At 68.7% G+C, this 18,605-nt stretch carries 9 protein-coding genes and 6 pseudogenes; 7 read left to right on the top strand and 8 right to left on the bottom strand.

What is annotated here, in order from left to right:
- The first annotated feature begins 430 nt into the window (after positions 1-430).
- The 6 genes and pseudogenes from PSED_RS33570 to PSED_RS33595 all read left to right on the top strand — a co-directional run.
- Positions 431-601, top strand: coding sequence for a hypothetical protein (locus tag PSED_RS33570; protein ID WP_158511362.1), 171 nt, complete (start codon positions 431-433; stop codon positions 599-601).
- 576 nt (positions 602-1,177) lie between these two features.
- Entirely contained in the window at positions 1,178-2,170 is a 993-nt protein-coding gene (locus PSED_RS33575; protein WP_143771177.1) for a hypothetical protein, read from the top strand.
- Between the two features lie 2 nt (positions 2,171-2,172).
- Positions 2,173-3,618 (top strand): annotated as a pseudogene (dnaB, locus tag PSED_RS33580) (replicative DNA helicase).
- A gap of 126 nt (positions 3,619-3,744) precedes the next feature.
- On the top strand, positions 3,745-3,933 hold the full coding sequence (locus PSED_RS33585; RefSeq protein WP_041763297.1) for a hypothetical protein: 189 nt from the start codon (positions 3,745-3,747) through the stop codon (positions 3,931-3,933).
- Between the two features lie 6 nt (positions 3,934-3,939).
- A complete protein-coding gene (locus PSED_RS33590; RefSeq protein ID WP_013678679.1) occupies positions 3,940-4,443 on the top strand; it encodes a hypothetical protein in 504 nt (167 codons plus the stop codon).
- A gap of 300 nt (positions 4,444-4,743) precedes the next feature.
- Positions 4,744-5,157: pseudogene (locus PSED_RS33595) on the top strand (ATP-binding protein); the annotation flags it as partial.
- Between the two features lie 6 nt (positions 5,158-5,163).
- Here PSED_RS33595 and PSED_RS33600 read toward each other — a convergent pair.
- The 8 genes and pseudogenes from PSED_RS33600 to PSED_RS33635 form a co-directional block, all read right to left on the bottom strand.
- Complete coding sequence (locus tag PSED_RS33600) at positions 5,164-7,002, bottom strand: lipopolysaccharide biosynthesis protein (RefSeq protein ID WP_013678681.1); 1,839 nt, start codon at positions 7,000-7,002, stop codon at positions 5,164-5,166.
- Between the two features lie 139 nt (positions 7,003-7,141).
- Positions 7,142-7,726: a class I SAM-dependent methyltransferase gene (locus PSED_RS33605; protein ID WP_158511363.1), complete on the bottom strand. Its 585-nt coding sequence runs from the start codon at positions 7,724-7,726 to the stop codon at positions 7,142-7,144.
- A gap of 1,099 nt (positions 7,727-8,825) precedes the next feature.
- Positions 8,826-9,809 (bottom strand): annotated as a pseudogene (locus tag PSED_RS33610) (IS256 family transposase); the annotation flags it as partial.
- 7 nt (positions 9,810-9,816) lie between these two features.
- Positions 9,817-10,885 (bottom strand): annotated as a pseudogene (locus PSED_RS33615) (IS110 family RNA-guided transposase).
- A gap of 199 nt (positions 10,886-11,084) precedes the next feature.
- A pseudogene (locus PSED_RS33620) lies at positions 11,085-11,381 on the bottom strand (transposase); the annotation flags it as partial.
- 210 nt (positions 11,382-11,591) lie between these two features.
- Positions 11,592-12,467, bottom strand: a complete 876-nt coding sequence (locus PSED_RS33625; protein ID WP_013678683.1) for a ParB/RepB/Spo0J family partition protein — start codon at positions 12,465-12,467, stop codon at positions 11,592-11,594.
- Between the two features lie 3 nt (positions 12,468-12,470).
- Positions 12,471-13,208, bottom strand: a complete 738-nt coding sequence (locus PSED_RS33630; protein WP_013678684.1) for a ParA family protein — start codon at positions 13,206-13,208, stop codon at positions 12,471-12,473.
- Between the two features lie 1,347 nt (positions 13,209-14,555).
- Positions 14,556-15,598, bottom strand: a pseudogene (locus PSED_RS33635) (IS481 family transposase).
- 2,651 nt (positions 15,599-18,249) lie between these two features.
- Between PSED_RS33635 and PSED_RS33640 the strand changes: the two are divergent.
- Complete coding sequence (locus PSED_RS33640) at positions 18,250-18,591, top strand: DUF6247 family protein (protein ID WP_013678687.1); 342 nt, start codon at positions 18,250-18,252, stop codon at positions 18,589-18,591.
- Positions 18,592-18,605 lie beyond the last annotated feature (14 nt).

An 18,605-nucleotide genomic window follows, 5' to 3' on the forward strand; every position in this document is an offset into this window, starting at 1 on the left:
CGGGTCACGTTCGGTGCTTGCCAGCAAGGTAAAGGCGAGGACCGAAGCGTGCCTCGACCATCGTGGAGTCGTTGAGGGGGCGCTGTGAGGCCGTGGCGGGCTCCCAGCCTGAACACGGTCAAAGCGCGGCCGTTGTCTTGTAAAGCACCGTCGGGGGGAGCCCTGCACCTGGCCGAATCGCACGCAGGAGGTGCGGCAGTGTGTGCGAGTTGCCGCGGCCAGGTAGGGCGAAGGTGACGACGCCACGGGCGCGGCGAGGCAACCAACCCCCGGGCGGTGCGAGTCCGCCCGAGACTCCGAGGTGCGATACCGGCGTGTCGCGCACGTCCATTTCAGAAATTCGGCCAAGATGGCCGACATGGCCAAACGGACAGCCGCACGCAGCGTCGGGCGTCCCTCCAAGGGACCGCGGGACGTCATCGTGACACGGGTGCCGACGGACGACAGCGCTGAGCTGCGCGAGGAAGCTGCAGCACGGGACTGGTCGTTCTCCGAGACAGCCGCCGCTCTGATCCGGATTGGCCTGCGCCATCGTGACGAACTCCCCGCGCCGTCGAAGCCTCACGGGCAACAGGAGCTGCCGATGAACAAGGCCTCGTAAACCGCACCGAGGCGACCCCCGGCCAGGAGTCGCCTCGGTTCAGAGCGTGCGTCATCTGGACCAGCACCCAGCTGACGTCGGTACCCCGGCGAACCGGGGCGGATTCCCCAACCTGCCAAGAAGGGGCGCTTTCGCGTGTCCAGGTTACAGCCTGGGCCGGACAAAACGGGAGCGCGACACGAGCCGATTCCCGCACGCCCGAATCAGCCAGCATCTGATTCCGGTGCAGGATGGTGCCTCCCGTGCTACCAGCACGGCGCGTTCACCCTTGCCTCCGGACCCAGCAACTCCACATGCGTCCTGCACGGCGAACTACTCGCCCAGGGCCTCCCACCCACCCATCTCTTCGCCACCGCCGACGTGACCCGGCCACCGCAGACGCCGCGCGGCACGGCGTACCGCGATCCGAACCGAGGCCCGAGCAGCGGTCCAGGACGAGCGCGCAAGCCGGCCGCCCGGGCCAGAGCCCGGGCCCGAGCCCTGGCCCGCGGCCGTGAACGGGCTCGACGCCGCCTCCAGGAGGCGAGGTTTCAACCTCATCCCGGCTGGCGGAACTTCGTCGACGCCCGGTATCGGGTGCTGACCTCGCAACCAGAGGCACTGCGATACCTCGCGCGCCGCATCGACGACGAGGAGTGGCGGTCTGACAAGCGCCGCAGCTGGACACAGATCCTCAACCAGCTCGTCGCACACATGGACTGGGAGACCGGTCTGATCAGCGGCCTCACCGTCGACCGGCTCGCTGCGGCCGGGAACCGAGCACCACGCACGGTTTCCCGCGCGCTGGCCTGGGCTCGCGAGAGCGGTGTCCTGGTCGTCGTGGAGTGCGGTGCGTCAGCAGAGTTCCTCGGTACCGAAACCGGTCGTACACCGACCTACGCCCTGGTCACCATGGATCCTCTTGTCCAGCCCGTCACCACAGCTGACTTCGGTGTGGATGAAAATGGCGACCTCCCCACATCTCTCGTTGGCATAGAACCCTCGCTACGCGGCAAACGGTCACCACACCAGGCCCAGAACCAATGGCCGACCTACGCCGTGCCCACCACCCCCAACTCACGTCACTCAGCAACACTCGGTCTCATCCACCACCTCGGCCTCGACGGCCGAAAAAATGGCAAGATCCAGATTTGGCGGGCCCGGGCTCTCCTGAAGCGGTGGTGGGACGACGGAGCGTCGATCGCCGGTCTGCTCTACGCGGTGGAGTTCCATCCCGACCGACGCGACAGACCGCGGGGAGACCTCACCCGTGGCGTGAACGATCCGCTCGCGGTGCTCGGCGCTCGGCTGCGTCCGTGGCAGGGCAGGCTGAAAGAGCTTCCGGGCCACGTGACCGGGCACCGCATGACGACAAAGTTGCCGCGCGATGCAGTCGCGTCAGTGCGGCGGCCACAGCCGCCCGTGGCTGAGCCCGTACCCGTGGCTGAGCCGGGAGTGCGGAAACGGGCACGAGAGGCACTGCGCGAACACCTCGACCAGCTGCGTGAGAAGCGCCGCGCCCAGGACTCGGGCGACGACCGGGTGCGGGGTCTCCCGGTGTCGACTCGCACCCACGACCGACGGTGCTGAGGATGACCGCGGCACACTGCCACGCCCGCCACAACAACCTGTCGCCGCCGAGCGCAGCCCGTGGCGGCCTCCGAGGAGCGGCCCCTCCGGGCGCGGGGACCGCGGCTTCACCGTTCGATCGTCAGCCGCCGCAGGACCTCACCGCCGAGCAGTCGGTGCTCGGCGGGATGTTGCTGAACAAGGACGCGATCGCCGACGTCGTGGAGATCCTGCGCCCGGACGACTTCTACCGGCCCGCGCACCAGACCGTCTACGACTGCATCCTCGATCTCTATGGTCGGGGTGAGCCGGCGGATGCGGTCACGGTGTCGGCGGAACTGCAGCGCCGCGGTGAGCTGATCCGTCTCGGTGGTGCGCCCTACCTGCACACGCTGATCGCGACGGTCCCGACCGCGGCCCAACGCGGCCTACTACGCCGAGATCGTCGCGGAGAAGGCGATCCTGCGGCGGCTCGTCGAAGCCGGTACCCGGATCGTGCAGCTGGGCTACCACGGTGCCGACGGCAGTGATGTCGACGAGGTGGTCGACCGGGCGCAGGCGGCGATCTACGAGGTGACCGAGCGGACCACGAGCGAGGACTACACCCCGCTCGAGGAACTGCTGGCCCCGACGATGGACGAGATCGACGCCATCGCCGCCCGCGGCGGCATGGCCTTCGGCGTGCCGACCGGCTACACCGACCTCGACGCGATGACCAACGGTCTGCATCCCGGCCAGATGATCGTTGTCGCGGCCAGGCCGGGCGTCGGGAAGAGCACGGTCGGGCTCGACATCGCCCGCTCGTGCCCGGTCCGCCATGGCATGACGACCGCGGTGTTCTCGCTGGAGATGAGCAAGTCCGAGATCGTGATGCGGCTGTTGTCGGCCGAGGCCCGGATCCGGCTGGCCGACATGCGGGCGGGCCGGATGAGCGATGAGGACTGGACCCGGATGGCGCGGCGTATGTCGGAGATTTCCGAGGCGCCGTTGTTCATCGACGACTCGCCGAACCTGACGTTGACCGAGATCCGGGCCAAGGCGCGCCGGCTCAAGCAGCGCAACGACCTCAAGCTGATCATCCTGGACTATCTGCAGCTGATGACGTCCGGGCGCAAGGTGGAGTCACGGCAGCAGGAGGTTTCGGAGTTCTCCCGGCAGATCAAGTTGCTGGCCAAGGAGCTCGAGGTGCCGGTGGTGGCGATGAGCCAGCTCAACCGTGGGCCGGAGCAGCGCAACGACAAGCGTCCGATGTTGTCGGACCTGCGTGAGTCGGGCTCGATCGAGCAGGACGCGGACATGGTGATCCTGCTGCACCGGCCCGATGCGTTCGAGCGCGACGATCCGCGTGCGGGCGAGGCCGACCTGATCCTGGCCAAGCACGTAACGGCCCGACCAGCACGATCACCGTCGCGCACCAGCTGCACTACAGCCGCTTCACCGACCTCGCCCACCTTGGCGACTCATCCTGATATGCGAGGGGAGTGGCTAGCCGCAGTGATCCGCAGGCGAGCGGGCACCTCGCCAATGCACTGCACTTAGCCAGCCGGTTCGGGAGGCAGGTTGGCTGATCCGATGCTCAGCGAGATACTCGCTGCATGGCGGGTGGCGAGCAGAGTCCGGGCGACAACTCAGAGGCTGCAGTACCGCAGGAAATCTCGGTAGGCGATGACTTCATCACGGAGTACGCCCTTGAGTCTCTTCAGACAACCTTTGAAGGCTCCCAGCGGCCGGACCCGGACAACGTCATCGAGCTGGCCCACGGTGACGATTCCGAGAGCCGCTGATGTTACGTGGCCAGCCTTGAGGACCAGGAGTCAACGCTCGAACTGATCAACAAGGAGATCGCCGACGCGTTGACCCGGCAAACGTCCGCTCGGTCGCAGGTCGATACGAAGGCCGCGCTTGTCGCAGGCGTTGCAGCCACCGCAACTCAGTTCCTGGCCGGCGGCAGCCACCCAGCGCCACTGAAGGTGCTCGCAGTCTTGGCTTACGTCGCCGACGGCCTCTCCTTCGCTGCAGCAGTTGCCGCCTTTGCCGTCGCCAAGTTCAACGACGTTCCAGAGCCTCGAGTACTCGTCAAGATGACCGGGTCGTCGAAGGCCCGTACCCTTGCGCACCTTGCTGCTACGCGCGCAAAGGTCTACGAGAAGAACCAGGACAAAGCCCACCGCAAGGTGATCTTCTGGTGGTTCGCCGTCGGTGCTCTCGCCCTTGGGTTATGCCTCTCCTCATTCGCCCTGGCGCTCACCCCTCTAGCTGCTCCGACATCTATCCCGGTGAAACTCGCTCCGTGAACTCGGTGATCACGACACTGGACGGGCCCGCGCATCTCGCCGGGGATGAACGCACCGTCCGGATAAGCGTGGAGCAGGCTTAGCCGCTCGAGGTTGAGCGCGCGGGACGGCGACATCGTGTCCCGGCGGCATTTCTGCTCAGCTGCCGGTGCGAGCACACCCGCCGTGCCAAACGACATTACCGACTTCTTCAACTGGTGCGACCAGGTCGACGTCGCGGTCTTCGCCGCACGCCGGGTGCACCTCGACCGCTACGTCACCGCACTGGCCCAGCGGCGGCCGCGGACTGGACGCCCAGCGGTGGCGTCCGCCGTGGCGCGCAAGCTCACCGCGCTGGGCTCGAAGCTGGCCTACCTGAGCAGGGCGTTGAAGACCCCGACGATCGGCCGTGTCTGGGAAGACCTCGCTGCCCAGGCCCGGGACCTGAACTGGTCACACGAGGAGTATCTGACCGCGGTCCTGGAACGCCAGGTCGCCGAACGCGAGTCCGCCGGCACCACGATGCGCATCCGCACCGCCCACTTCCCACAGGTCAAGACGCTGGAGGAGTTCAACCTCGAGCACCTGCCGAGCCTGCGCCGCGACGTGGTCGCCCACCCGGCCACCGCCACATTCGTCGCGAAGGCCGAGAACGTAATCCTGCTCGGCCCACCCGGCCTCGGGAAGACACACCTGGCGGTCGGACTCGGGATCAAGGCTGCTCAGGCCGGCTACTTGGCCTCACCTGCCTCTGGCCCGCGGCGGAGGACGGCGGGGCCGGGGTGACGGCCGCCACTCGGCATCGTGGTGTGGCCTGGGTGATGGCCGTGGTCCGGATGGCCGTGGTCGGGGAGACGGTAGTTGGGGAGGGGTGACACCGGGGCTGTCTTCGACGGTGGCCGCCTCGAAGGGCGGGACGCCCTCAGGTGGGGGCACCGCTCGAATGGCCGCTAGGCGCACGGTCGGCGCCTCTATCGACCGCTGCGAGGGACGTACGCGTAGGACGATCGTGGCATCGGCGTCGATCACGGGCAACACGACAGTCGCGGCCTCGAAGGGTGTGTGGTCGAGGTTGCTGGTGCGGTCAGGGGCGTTGTCCCGAAGTCGGGCGCTGCCGCGGCGGAGCCGGTAGCGCACCGACCCGAACACACGACGCGCTGATGCGGGTGCGGTCGAGGCGAGCCCCGCGACGAACAAGACGATGAAGGCGATGGTCTGCCCCCCGAGAAGGGCCAGACCGGCCACAGTGCCGTGTTCGTCGGAGCGTAACCACACCTGCTCTGCGAGGCCGATGCCAGCAGCGGAAATCGCCGCGATCGCCGTGGGGACAACGAGAATGCGGATCAGCCGCGTCGCCGGGAACGGCAGGACGCGGTGTGTCAGGACTAGCACGATCACGCCGACGGTCAGCTCCGTGGCCGAGATCGCGAGGCCGACACCGATGAGCCCCAACGGAACCAACGCCACGAGCAAGCCGATGCCGAGGACGATGCTCGCGACCGTTGTCCAGTTGAGCAGCTGTGTGCGACCCGTCGCCTTGATGGCCTCGGAGCCCGCTGCCTCCAGGGCAATGCCCAGTCCGTAGCCCGACATGGCGACGAAAGCCAGGCCGGCCTCGCGCCATTCGGCGCCGAGCAGGAGCACAACCGCGGGCTCACCGATCGCACACGTCAAGGCGGCAACGCCTACCGACGGGATCCAGGCGAGGCGAAGAGCACGAAGGAACGCATCAGTGAGCCGCGGCGGGTCGTCCGCCAGACGAGACATCGCGGGAAACAACACGTACGAGCCGATCTGGACCACAGCGTTGGCTGGGATCAGAGACAGGCGTTGCCCGTAGCGGTACTGCCCCACCGCGTCAGTAGACAAGCTACGTCCGAGGATCGCGGTCTCGCCGGCCGTACGGATCCGGTCAGCGAGCGCCTGCAGCAGAAGCGGGTAGGCGAAGCGAGCCATCTCTCGCCACGTGCGTACCGACGGCCGTGCGAACCCGGGCCACCAGCCGGCGAAAGCCCACGACAGTCCGAGCCAGGTGATCATTGCCGCGTAGTTCCCGATGACTTGAGACCACGCGCCGTAGTCCAGCGCTGCGAACAAGATCGTCACGACCGCGAACACGACGACGCGGGCCGGGTCGACGATGAGCCGGCGACGGAAGTTGAATCGCCGCTGCATCAGGCCGTCTGGGACGTTCGTCAGGCCGTGAATGACCAGTGTTCCGGCATTAGCCGCAGCGATGAGCGCGACCGTCGGATCGTTGAAAATGACGCCGACCAATGGAGCAGCCCCGAGCGCGCCGGCAGCCAAAATAACACCCATGCCCCCGGTGACCCAAAAGACGGTCTCCGCGGCACGACCAACGTCTTTGTCACGTTGGACCAGCGCCAGGCGCAGGCCACCCTCGGACACGGTGACCAGGAAGCCAGTCAGAATCGTTCCGACGACGTAGACGCCCAACTCTTCGGGTGTGAGTAGCCGGGCGAGAACCAAGGTCTGGGCGAATGCGATGAGCTGCGTTGCGACGAGCGCGATCCCCGAGTAGCTCGCGCCACGTCGCAGCGTCCCGGACAGATTGCTCATGTCAGGATCAGATACCGCGATACGTGTCGATTCTTTGACTCGATCACGGACGGACCTGCGCCCAGAGACCCCGTTCGGTCCGATCATATTCGCCACCGGTGCGCCATATCGCCGAAGTTTCGTCGGGGCGAGGGGCGGGTCACGTCGCTCGGTACGCGGTGACGTGCGGGGTGACCCGGAGCGGACGAAGACCGCTTCGGCGCAGCGCTAACCCGACCCGATGGCGCTGATCGGGTGTCGAGAGCCGGCTGCGCTCGAGGAAGAGCACTCCCCGTGGCGCAAGCGCCCTACACACCACCTGCGCGGCGCTGTCGACGTCGCCGACATGGGTTAACGCACCGAAGGCAGTGATCGCCTCAAACCGATTGCGCGGCAATTCTTTGTCGACCGACAGGTCGATCATGTCGGCATCGACGTCACGCCGACCGAGCCTGAACCTGGCGAAGTCCAGAACCGGCGCTGACACCTCGGCCAGCGAAGAGCGCCACCCACGGTGGACGAACAGTTGCGTCGTCAGGCCCACACCCGACCCGAGGTCGAGATGGCGACCACCGACGCCGCGGTTCTCAAGCCAGTCGAGGGCTATGACGGGCTCGGCCGGCGCAGTCGCGGTGGCCTGCTGGTACGCGTACTGCAGGAGGAGCCGACCGCGTTCGATCGGTCGATCGTGCTCCCGGCTTGACCAGGTCGGGGGCGTTCCGTAGAAGGTCTCGACGTCGTTCATTGCTCCGGCGTAAGGGCTCAGCTCCTCTAGCGCCAAGCCAGCCAGGAAGTCGCGCTGCACTTCAGCCAGCCTTGTCTGTCGCGAGCGCGTTGTTAGGGTGCGTTTGAGGGTTCGCTGTACGAAACTCATGAAGGCCTTCGGGATCAGGGCGGCGTGACCGCGCCCGAGCAAGACCTCTGATTTAGGCCATCGACCGAGCGAGTGCGGGCACGAGTACAGGACAAAACCCTGTCGCAGGAGGCCCCCGGCTGTTCAACATCGCCGTGAACCGGCGGAGGGACCGGCATCGCGGTGGCAATTCGACGCTCAACGCCACCGCGTGACGAACCGCAACGTAAGCGTGGGTAATCCGCAGGGTGCCGCGAAGGGCAGCGGTACAAGCCTGGACCGCGTGGGCGACGACGATGCCGAGCGTGATGTGTATCCACAGGCTTGTCGAAGCGACCATGGCAGACACGACCGGCTGGCCGGCCGTCAGATGCTGGACGAGCTCGATGGTCGCGAACGCTGCAGGCGACAGTGTTCCCCAACGGACGCTCGTGCGGAGCGATGTTGATCGCCTTGTGGGGCCTTTGACATCTGGGGCGGAGAGCGCGGCCACAGCCACGGCGAGGAACGACGTCGCTACGGCCGCCGTTCCGGTCAGCAGAACTGGGCCTATTACGTGATCCAAATCCCGCGAGCAGCGGCCGTAGGGGAAGAGGGTCCCGGTCAGGGCGTGCGCGAGCGCCCAGGCGACGAGGCCAGAGGAAACCATGGCTATCCGGCACGCGACGGCTCTTGACATGCGACCCCCACAACGTTCCGGGCACCGCTTGCGGCCCGCCGACACCACGTTATGTAGTCGAGACCAGGTACGAGTGAGCGAAGAGTTATCTAACGGTCAATTCGGGCTCCACGTCGTCGACGCCGACCGGAATCGGGCTTCGCCCCGACGCACTACCGGGCCCTACGGTGCTCGGTGCACCACCTCGTCGTCGCGACCGTTGACCCCTCGGACCCAGTGCAGTGCTGGCTGACACGAAGTGCCTTCGCGATCACACAGGTCAAGTCCCCTGGCGTGGTGTGTGACGGCTGAGCGTGATCTTCTGGATGTCGGTCAGGCGCTGAGCGCCGGGATCGTGTCGGTGGAGGTCACCTCCTCGGCAGGGCTGGTGGTGGCGGGGACGGCGGTGATCCGGGCCCGGGCGAGGACATCGAGGCCGAGGTAGCGGCGGCCTTCGGCCCACTCGTCGTGCTGTTCGGCGAGCACGGCACCGACCAGGCGGATCAGTGAGTCGCGGTTCGGGAAGATCCCAACCACGTCGGTGCGACGCCGGATCTCCCTGTTCAGCCGCTCGGAGGGGTTGTTCGACCAGACCTGGCGCCAGAGCTCCTTCGGGAAGCTCGTGAACGCCAGGACGTCGGCGCGGGCGTCGTCGAGGTGCTCGGCCACCTTCGGCAATTTGTCGGCGACGGCGTCGAGGACGCGGTCGAACTGGGCGTGCACCGAGACGGCGTCGGGCTGGTCGTAGACCGAGTGCAGCAGCGCCCGCACCCACGGCCAGGACGCCTTCGGGGTCGCGGCCATCAGGTTGGCCGCATAGTGCGTCCTGCACCGCTCCCAGGCCGTCCCGGGCAGGGTCGCGCCGATCGCTGCGACCAGGCCGGCGTGGGCGTCGGAGGTGACCAGCCGGACACCACTGAGCCCGCGGGCGGTGAGGTCGCGGAAGAACCCGAGCCAGCCGGCGCCGTCCTCGGCGGAGGTGACCTGCAGCCCGAGGATCTCTCTCGATGCCCGTCGGCGTTCACACCCGTGGCGAGCAGGGCGTGCACGTTGACCACCCGCCCGCCCTCACGGACCTTGAGCACCAGGGCGTCCGCGGCGACGAACGTGTAGGGGCCCTGATCGAGCGGGCGGGACCGGAACTCCTCGACCTGGGCGTCCAGCTCCTGGGCCATGGTCGAGACCTGCGACCTCGACAGCCGGGTGATCCCCAGGGACTCGACGAGCTTCTCCATTCGGCGGGTCGAGACCCCGAGCAGGTAGCAGGTGGCGCGTGGTGAGGGCTCGTTCGGCGCGGCGGCGGCGTTCGAGCAGCCAGATGCTCCTATGCACTGTCAAGGGCGCGGGATGCGGAGAAGTCGGCGAGGACGGCCGCGTGGACCTCGCGGACGAGGAAGCGCTTCAGACACCGCATGATGTCCTTCTTGGACAGACCTTGAGCGGTGCGTCGCGCGACGTAGGCCCGGGTGGGGTTCGTGGTAGCGCAGGCGGGTCACCAGCGCCATGTGCAGGGCCGCGTTCGCCGCCCGGTCGCCACCTCGGTTGAGACGGTGGCGATCGCGACGCCCGGAGCTCGCCGGGATCGGGGCGGCCCCACACAGGTGTGCGAACGCGGCCTCGCTGCGCAGCCGGTCCGGGTTGTCGCCAGCGGTGACCAGCAGCTGGCCGGCGATCTCAGTGCTGATGCCCAGCAGCCCAGTGGTCCGCGGCGCGGTGCGCTGGGTCAGCGGCCGCAGCTGACGGTCCGCGGCGGCCACCTCCTCCAGGAGCGCCTGGACGCGTCGAGCGACCGCCCGGAGGGCTGCCTTGGTCGCCATCGTCGGGTCGGCGAGTCGAGAGTCGTCGATGCGAAATCCTGCGCAGCGACGGACCAGCATCATCGACGAGAGCCCGGACAGGCTCTCGCGCAAAGGGGCAGGAGCGGTGACGAGCAGGCCGTGGAGCTGGTTGAGCGCGGCCGTGCGGGCCTTGACCGCGCCGCGTCGTGCCACGCGCAGGGCGCGGATCGCTTCGACCGGCCCACCGTGGGTCTTGGGCACTCCGCTGGCCTCTCCGGACAGCGCGGCCCGGGCTGCCGCCAGCGCGTCGAGCGGATCAGACTTGCCCTGCCGTCGCCGAGCACGGCGGTGGGGCCGGTCGACCTCGACTACCTGCACCCGGTGCTCTGACAGGGCCGTGGCCAGCCCGGCGCCGTAGGCGCCAGTTCCTTCCACGCCGACCAGAGCGACGGGCCCGAAGGACTTGAGCCAGCCGATCAGCTGGGCGTAGCCGGCTCTGGTGGCCGGGAACTCCCTGTCGCCGAGGACTCGGCCGAGCCCGTCGACGGCGGCGGCATGGTGGGTCCTGCCGTGGGTGTCGACACCGCCGTAGATCTCTTCCGCCGTGCTGGCCACGCTCGTCCTGCCGTTCTCTCGTGCGAACCCGATGCCACGGGCCCGGACGGGCGGCGGACAAGACAGTGACGGGGCGCTGGGGTCAAGCTCCTATGAGGTCACGACGCCCGCCCGGGCCAGTGCGAGAGCAGGCCGCGGTCCCGTCGACGGATCTGGCTGAAGACACCGCGGTCAGTCAGGGAACGAGTCAGACGCGAGCGGCCTGCTCTCGCTGATCATTCTCACTGTCGGGGAAGTAGGAGCCGTTGCGCAGCTTCGGGATCGCCACGTCGATCGTGCCGGTGCGGGTGTCGAAGTCGCGGTGACGGTAGCCGTTGCGGGTGTTCGTGCGCTGCTCGGAACGCTCGCCCCACGCCGCCCCGCAGACGGCGTCGGCATCGGCGGACATGAGCGTGTTGATGAACGTGGTCAACATCTGTCGCAGCAGGTCGGGACTCGCCTGGGACAGCTGCTCGTGCAGGAAATGGGTCGGGTCGATACTGGAGGGTGCGGTCATCGCGTGGAACTCCTGAAGCACTGTGGAAGGTCTCCAGAAGATCACGCGATGGCCGCCCTACACGTCTACGCCACGCCCCTCACCAGGGTCGGGTCGCACACCACCCTGGCGGACCCCACTGGGCAGGACGGTAAACGCCGTTTACACGTGCTGGGCCCGGAGCCGCTGCGTGGTGGCCAACCGACGCTGGCCACCACGCAGCGGGCGACTCTAGCTGCGGGTGCCGAGCAGGCGGATCAACTCGGCGAGCTCGTCGGGAGTGAAGAGCTTGCGAATGGACTCCGCGGCCTGCTGGGGCGTGCCGGCCGAGATGCGTCGTGTGGACACACCGGACTTGGGCCCGCCCGCCGGCTGCAGCCGATACGGTTGACCGGCATCCGCGATGGCCTGCTGCTCGTCCTCGGGGAGCGTCCCGATCTGGCGGGCCACCTCGAGCTTGAGAATTCCGACGGCAAACGCGTTGCGGAGCTCGGGGATGAGGTTGAGCAACGCGAGGCGCTGACTGACGTACATGGCGGTACGCCCGACCCGGCGCGCGAGTTCCTTCTGGGTGATGTGCTCTTCCTTCAGCACCCGGGACATGGCTTCGGCCTCGTCGAGGGGCGAGAGGTTCTTGCGATGCCCGTTCTCGACGAGCATCACCTCGTACATGGAGGTGATGCGGTCGTCGTTCACGACAGCCGGCACCTCGGTGAGGCCGGCGTCCGCGGCGGCCCGCACCCGCCGGTTCCCGATGAGCGCTACCCAACTCGCACCGTCGATCGCGCCCGCGTGATCGGGATATCTGCTGGTGAACGCGTCCGCGGAGCAGACCAGGATGGGTTGCAGCACTCCGTGCGTACGGATCGTGTCGACGAGTTCACGGAACTCGTCATCATCGGTCTCGTCCTCGGCGCCGGGGCGGTTCAGCGGATTGGGGGCGATGTCCGCGAGCGGCAGCGTGGACTCGCCCAGGTCGGCCACCTCGGGCTGTGCATCGGGTGCGGGCGGCGGGACTTCCTGCAGCGGGGTGGGCTGACGGGTCGTCGGAGCGAAGTCGGGTACTTCCTCCTGCGCGAGAGCCGCGAGATCGACGCGCTTCCCCATGTATCAGCCCTCGACCCCGGAGTAAACGGCGTTTACGGCACTCTCCTTCGGCCGGCCGTTGGAGTGGCGTGGAGTTCCGCCGTTGCTGCTCCCCAGTACCTCGAGCGCGAGCTTGAAAAAGTCCTGGCGCGCCTCCAGTGCAACCCGGTTCTTCGCGTACTGCACGACGGTGACGCCTTCCGCGGACGCCCGGGTGTGCAGCTTGTAGTGCCGAATGACCGTGTTGAACGACGGCCAACCCTTCGCCGCGACGAACCCCCGCGTCTGCTGCAGGTCGCCCTCACCGTCGCGCGGATCCCAGTTGTTCAACAGGACCCGCCACGGAACACCGGCGGGCTCGACGACTCGGCTGATCGATCGTGCGGCCGGCGAGAATGACATCGGCTCCGGCTCCAGCGGGACGATCACATCGTCGGCCTGGGCAAGCACGGTGCGGAGAATCGACTCGTCCTCGAGACTGCCCGGAGTGTCGACGAAGATGTGGTCGTACTGTTTGATGCCCCGAAGCTTCCCAAGGACCTCGGGCCGATCGTGGCACTGCTCGAAATCGAACGGTAGCGCGTCGCCCACTCGAGTTGCCCACTCGAGCATTGATGCCTGCGGGTCGGTGGAGACACCGAGTACCCGTGGTTGGTCGGTGCTGCCCCCGAGCGTATCGGCGACCACGGCCGCCAAGTTGACCGTGACGGTGGTCTTGCCGACCCCGCCCTTCTGATTGGCGATGACGTGGACCCGCGCCATAGAGAACCCCTCCGTTTGCTTCCCACCCGGCGGGCGGTACTTCGGATCGAGGCGCATCTTGCCAGATCAGTCTCCGTGTGCTGCGACGACGCTCCGACGGGATGTCGAGTACTTCTCGTCGCAGGACGCCACGTGTCGCCCCTCCTGGCGACCCAATCGCGGCATCTGATTGAAGATCAAAGGACTGGCCGGGCCCACCTTGGCGCAGTGAGCGCGAATGCGGCGCCGACGTGGCGACGCGCCGATCGTCACCTTTCCGTCGTCGAATCCGTCGCCGTCGAACCCTAACGAGTCAGCCCGTAAACGGCGTTTATCGGCGCCCGGCCTTTACGGTCGGGGCGTGCACCCAGGGCCGGTCGCGTTCGACGAACCGCGGCGGTACCGGACGGGCTCGGACTAGCACAAGGAGGTTCGCGCGCCGCGTCGATAAACGCCGTTTACTGCGGCGACGTTCGGTACGTGCACCGGCCGGCATCCGTCGCGGCGATCTGACCGCCACCTCTGCTTGGTGGTGTTTCCCGGTGATGGCGTAGATAAGGACGACGTCGGCGCGGCGGGGCGGGGCCGGGTCCGCCGTGTGGCTGCTGACCCGCAGATTGCGGGTCGGTCGGCCTCAGTCGGACGTGGGGACATTCATCGTGGAAGGCGCTTGGGCTCGGCCAGTCATCTGGCCCCGCCGACATGGACCGGTGAGGGTGCCATCGGGTCCTGTGTCCCCACCCGGGGTCGCCCCTCATGGGCGGGCCGAGCACCGACGGGCGAGACCGCGCCACAGGCCGGCGAACGGTGCTACCGGTGAGGCTGTTCGTTCCAGAGCACATCGGCGTCAGAGCCAGGTTCCACCTCCGCGATAAACGCCGTTGAGCACGAGCCGGCCGCCGAAGCAGACGCCAGGTCGGTCCTCGACGAGACGCACTTTCTGAGGTCGCTCGGTCGCCACGAGGGTGGACTGCCCAGGGCGCACGTGGCTGAACACCTCCCGATGTGGGACGGGTGTCGGCGGAGTCGGATGAGGCAGCCCGTGCCGGGCGGACTCCATCCGACGACCGGACAATGCAGAGCTGACCCGGGGTCGAGCAAACGGCGTTTACCCCGACGACGAAAGCGGCTCGTGGTCAGGCGCGGGCGCCTCGGCGGGGCTGCGGGGCGGTGGCTGCCCACGATGCGAGTCACGCACCGATGGCCTCGGCCCCGGGCGTTGTGGGCCAGTCGGGTCAGTACCTACGGGCTGGGCGGGGCGGGCGGCAGTCCCTCGGCGGGGGCAGTACGTCAGCGGGGATCACGCCCGCGCAGCGTTGGCCCGCTGGCGCACCAGGGTAAACGGCGTTTAGGTAGCCGGCCTGGCGGCTAGCTGTCGTCGCGGCAGAGGTTGTTGACGCGGTGGGCGGGTGGGTGGCCGCCGAGCGCGGTGTGGGGCCGGTGATGGTTGTAGCCGTGTAGCCAGGCCGGTAGCGAGGCGACACGCTCGGCGGAGGAGTTGTAGACCGCGGCGTAGGCCCATTCGACGGCGAGGGTGCGGTTGAAGCGTTCGGCTTTGCCGTTGGTCCACGGGCAGCGGGCTTGGTGGGGCGGTGGGCGATGCCGAGCTCGGCGAGTGTGGCGGCGAACAGGCGACTCTTGCGGTAGACCCAGGCGTTGTCGGTCATGATCCGCTCGACGGTGACCCCGTAGTTGCCGGCGAACCAGGCGGTGGCGCGGCGGACGAACCCGGCGCAGGCGTGCTGGTTCTCCCCGCCCTCAGCAAGACTGATGACCTCGACGTAGGCCAGCCGGGAGTGGTCGTCGACCGCGACGTGAACGTAGTCGTAGCCCACCCGCGGCCCGGAGCGGGCAGCCCGGGACTGGGCGGAGTCGCGGCCGTGGGCTCGCCAGCCGCCGCCGTCGCGGATGTGGCCGAGCTTTTTCACATCGACGTGCACGAGCTCGCCGGGGCGGGCCCGCTCGTAGCGGCGCCACCGGTTCGGGCCGTGCACCCGAGTGGCCGGATCGGTCTCCCGGAGCTGTTGCCCGGTAGGCGGGTCGAGGTCGCGCAGCCGCGAGATCCCGAGCCGGACCAGCACGTTATGCACCCCGGCCGCGGAGACCCGAGTGCCGTCCTCGCGGCGCAACTCGAAGGCGATCCGGTCCGGGCCGAGCTGGCGATCGCGGCGCAGCCGCTCGATCCGGGCCTCCAGCTCCGGCGGGGTACGCCGCGGCGAGCGGCAGGGCCGCGAGGAGCGCTCGACCAGCCCGGCCTCCCCCTCGGCGCGCCAGCGGGTGTGCCACTTGTGCAGGCACTGCCGGGAGATCCCGGCCTCGGCAGCGACATGGGCTTTCGGGCGGCCGGCGTCGACACGCAGACACAACCGGCGCCTGCCTTCCATGGTCAGCGGGGCATTACGGTGCGGCACTGAGGACCTCCGGGGTCCGACGGTGTGGTTCCTCGACAGCTCCACACCTCGCCCGGAGGTCCTCCCTACATCAAGATCATCCGCCCTGGCGTGTCTACTCCCGCCGCGTCACCAACCTCCGTAGGTGGGACAGCTAGCACCTGCGTGTTGTCGCCAACAGTGCCACACTGGCAGGACTGCGGGGCGACGGTCCGGGACACGGCGGTAGCTCGTGTCGGCGGCGGATGGGAGCTCGGGCTTCGCCCATCCAGCCACGTCGCGGGGACTGCCGGGCCGTGACGGGGGGTAAACGGCGTTTAGCAACGCATCCCGTTTCGGAGTCCGGTCCCGCGTCGTCGCGGGCCACCAGTCGTGCGGGAGTTGTGAGCCAGGGTGGGGACGGCCTCGGGCGGTGGGCGGGCAGCTACCTCGGTCGAGGACCGCGAGACGGGCCTGGGCGCGGGCGCGTCGTACAGCGAGCGGGCCCGGCGCGATGGGTCGACGGGCAGTCAGGCGGATTCTGTTGGTGATCCGGGATTCCTTTCCCGGCTCACGCTCGGTTAGAGGTTCGGCGCTGCGGCGTCCTGCTCCGCCAGCCTGCCCAGCCGCACGCCGATCGCCGCTAAACGCCGTTTATGCGACGGCGGCGAGGGTCGTGTGGTCCGGGTGCGGGGACCGGCGGGAAGGCCGCGGGCGGTGAGTGGCTGCGTGAGCGCCGCGCAGCGACGCGTCCTGGGTGTCGTAACCGCAGGCTGCTCCGGGCAGGGAACCCAGCGCTCTGCCGCCGTGTCCGTCACGGACGCAGTTCCGCATCAAAGCCGGCGTTGCCGAGGACGTGGCGCGCAGGAGACGCACGGAGCCCCGTCGACAATCTCGGCGGCGCCGGCAGCCCACCGGAGGGCGGACGAACCCGGCTGTCGTCCGTGGCGACGACGCTGCCGGGCAGTAAACGTCGTTTACTCGCCGGCCGCAGAAGACGGCGCCCGCCGATGCGTCCCCTGGCGGCGCACGCCGCGAGGTCGTCGGGCCCACCGGGCCGGCAGGACGGATGCCACCGAAGGCTCTGTCCTCCCGAGTCCTGCCATCGGGAGGGTCTGGACCGCATTCACCCGACGGTCCCGTCCACCCCCGACGCCCAGCAGACCGTCGGCGCCGGCTCGTGGTCACCATCGACGGATACCGGGAGCCCGCCATGCAGTGCCGTGCGGCGCCTGCGGACACCCACCAGGGTGCCCGGGGCGGGACTCCGCTGTTCCACGACAGAGCCGGAGGGCAACGTGCGATGGTCAGCAAGGGCCGGGATAAACGACGTTTACCGGCAGCGCGCACCGGTACCGCCGGGGCGGTGCAGGCGGAAACGCTGAGGGACGCCGCGACGCCTCTGACGCGACGAGGGCGCGATGACCAGCCAGGGTGTTGCGAAGAGCGACCTGGGTACGCCCGCCCCGTAAAAAGGGCCGCGGTGGCCGAGGCCCCCGCTCCGACGGCCAACTGGCGAACTCGCCTGCTGCTGCTCACTCGCCGCGCACGCCGAGGCCGCAGCCCCCTGTCCTTCCGAATCCGCGGCGCCAGGCACTCGACATCAACATTCCACCGTTGACCGTGCCCCCGTCCATGAGGCACGAGCAGGGAGGCGGGGGCGTGCTGCCCAGGCCCGTAAACGGCGTTTACCCGCACCCGCGCGCGGCCGGCTGGCCCCGCGTGTGGCACGGAGCGCCTCTCGCTGAGGGCTCACGCGTCGTCGGCGGGGGCTCGCGGATCGAACCTGGCGCGTGCCGCGAGTTGGGCCGCAGTGCCCGCCCGGGCGGGCGGGCTAAACGGCGTTTACGGAGCACCTCCCTGACCCAATGGTCGTGGGCGGCCCGTACAGCGCGCCAGCTCCCATCCGCGCGAGGCTCCCACAGTCGCGGCGAGGTCATGCCGACCGGGGCACGACCCCACCACCTCTGCACGCGCTGGCCCCTGCATGCCCTCCCGCCCGAGCGGAACCGGGGTCGGATGCTGCCCGCCAGTCTGGCTGGGGAACGCGGCCGCACTGCCCGCCGGAGCGCCGGTCGATGAACGCCGTTTACCGAGCGGCGCCGCCCGTGGCGCGTGCCGTCAAATCGCCCGACACCGCAACCCTCGAATGCCACAACCCCTGACCCCGGCGTGCTTGGCACGGTACTGCCATCGTCGACCGTCGAGTCCGAGGTGCAGGTGGTCTGGGCCGGAGTGTGTGGCCTGTCCTGGGCGCCGTGCGGCCGGCGCTAAACGGCGTTTACGGCCAGGGCTCCGGAGTGCACCGCTAAACGGCGTTTACTGCGACCCCACCACCGTGTCGGAACGGAGCCGGTCGCGAGCACCGGCGAATCCGGTCAACCGGATCGGCGTGTCGCGACGACGTTACGTCGCGCTACCGCGGCGCAGCGGGGTATCCTCTCCTACGCAAGGCGCCCCTTCTCGGCAGGTTGGGGAAATCGCTTCGGTTCGCCGAGGCACCGGCGTCACGGAGTTCGTGCTGGGCATCCGTGACGTGGAGAGCTAGACGGGACAGCCCCCGGCCAGGAGCTGTCCCGTCCTCTTTTGTGAGTTCTGGATTTCGAACATTTGTTCGATCATGTGGGGTCTTCCTACCTCGACTGCAGCGGAGAAGGGCGTCGCGATCCGCCGCGACTCGCTCCGCTGAACCCGTGACGGCAGCCTGGTCCTACGGCGCGCAACCGCCGGGTGGTGATCCGCTGCGGCCGGGCGCGGCGCCCGCGGCGATCCGTGCGGCGCTGCTGGAGGAGGACCGTCCCCGGTTCGCTGCGGCCCACGAGCGGGCGCTCGGGGTCGCCCGGGAGAGCCTGGAGCTCACCGAGCTGTTCCGGTGCCTGGAGCACTGGCGGCGGCTGGCGCTGCTGCAGCGCGACCCGGACCGGTTCGCCTCCATCGCCCGGCGCGCCGCCGAGCGGCTCACCGGCGACCCGGTCCCGGCCGACGAGCCGCTGGCCCAGACCTGCCGCCGCGCCGGCCTGTACGGGTGTGAGTAGCTGAGGTACAGGAA

The organism is Pseudonocardia benzenivorans CB1190 (assembly GCF_000196675.2).
GTDB lineage: Bacteria > Actinomycetota > Actinomycetes > Mycobacteriales > Pseudonocardiaceae > Pseudonocardia > Pseudonocardia benzenivorans.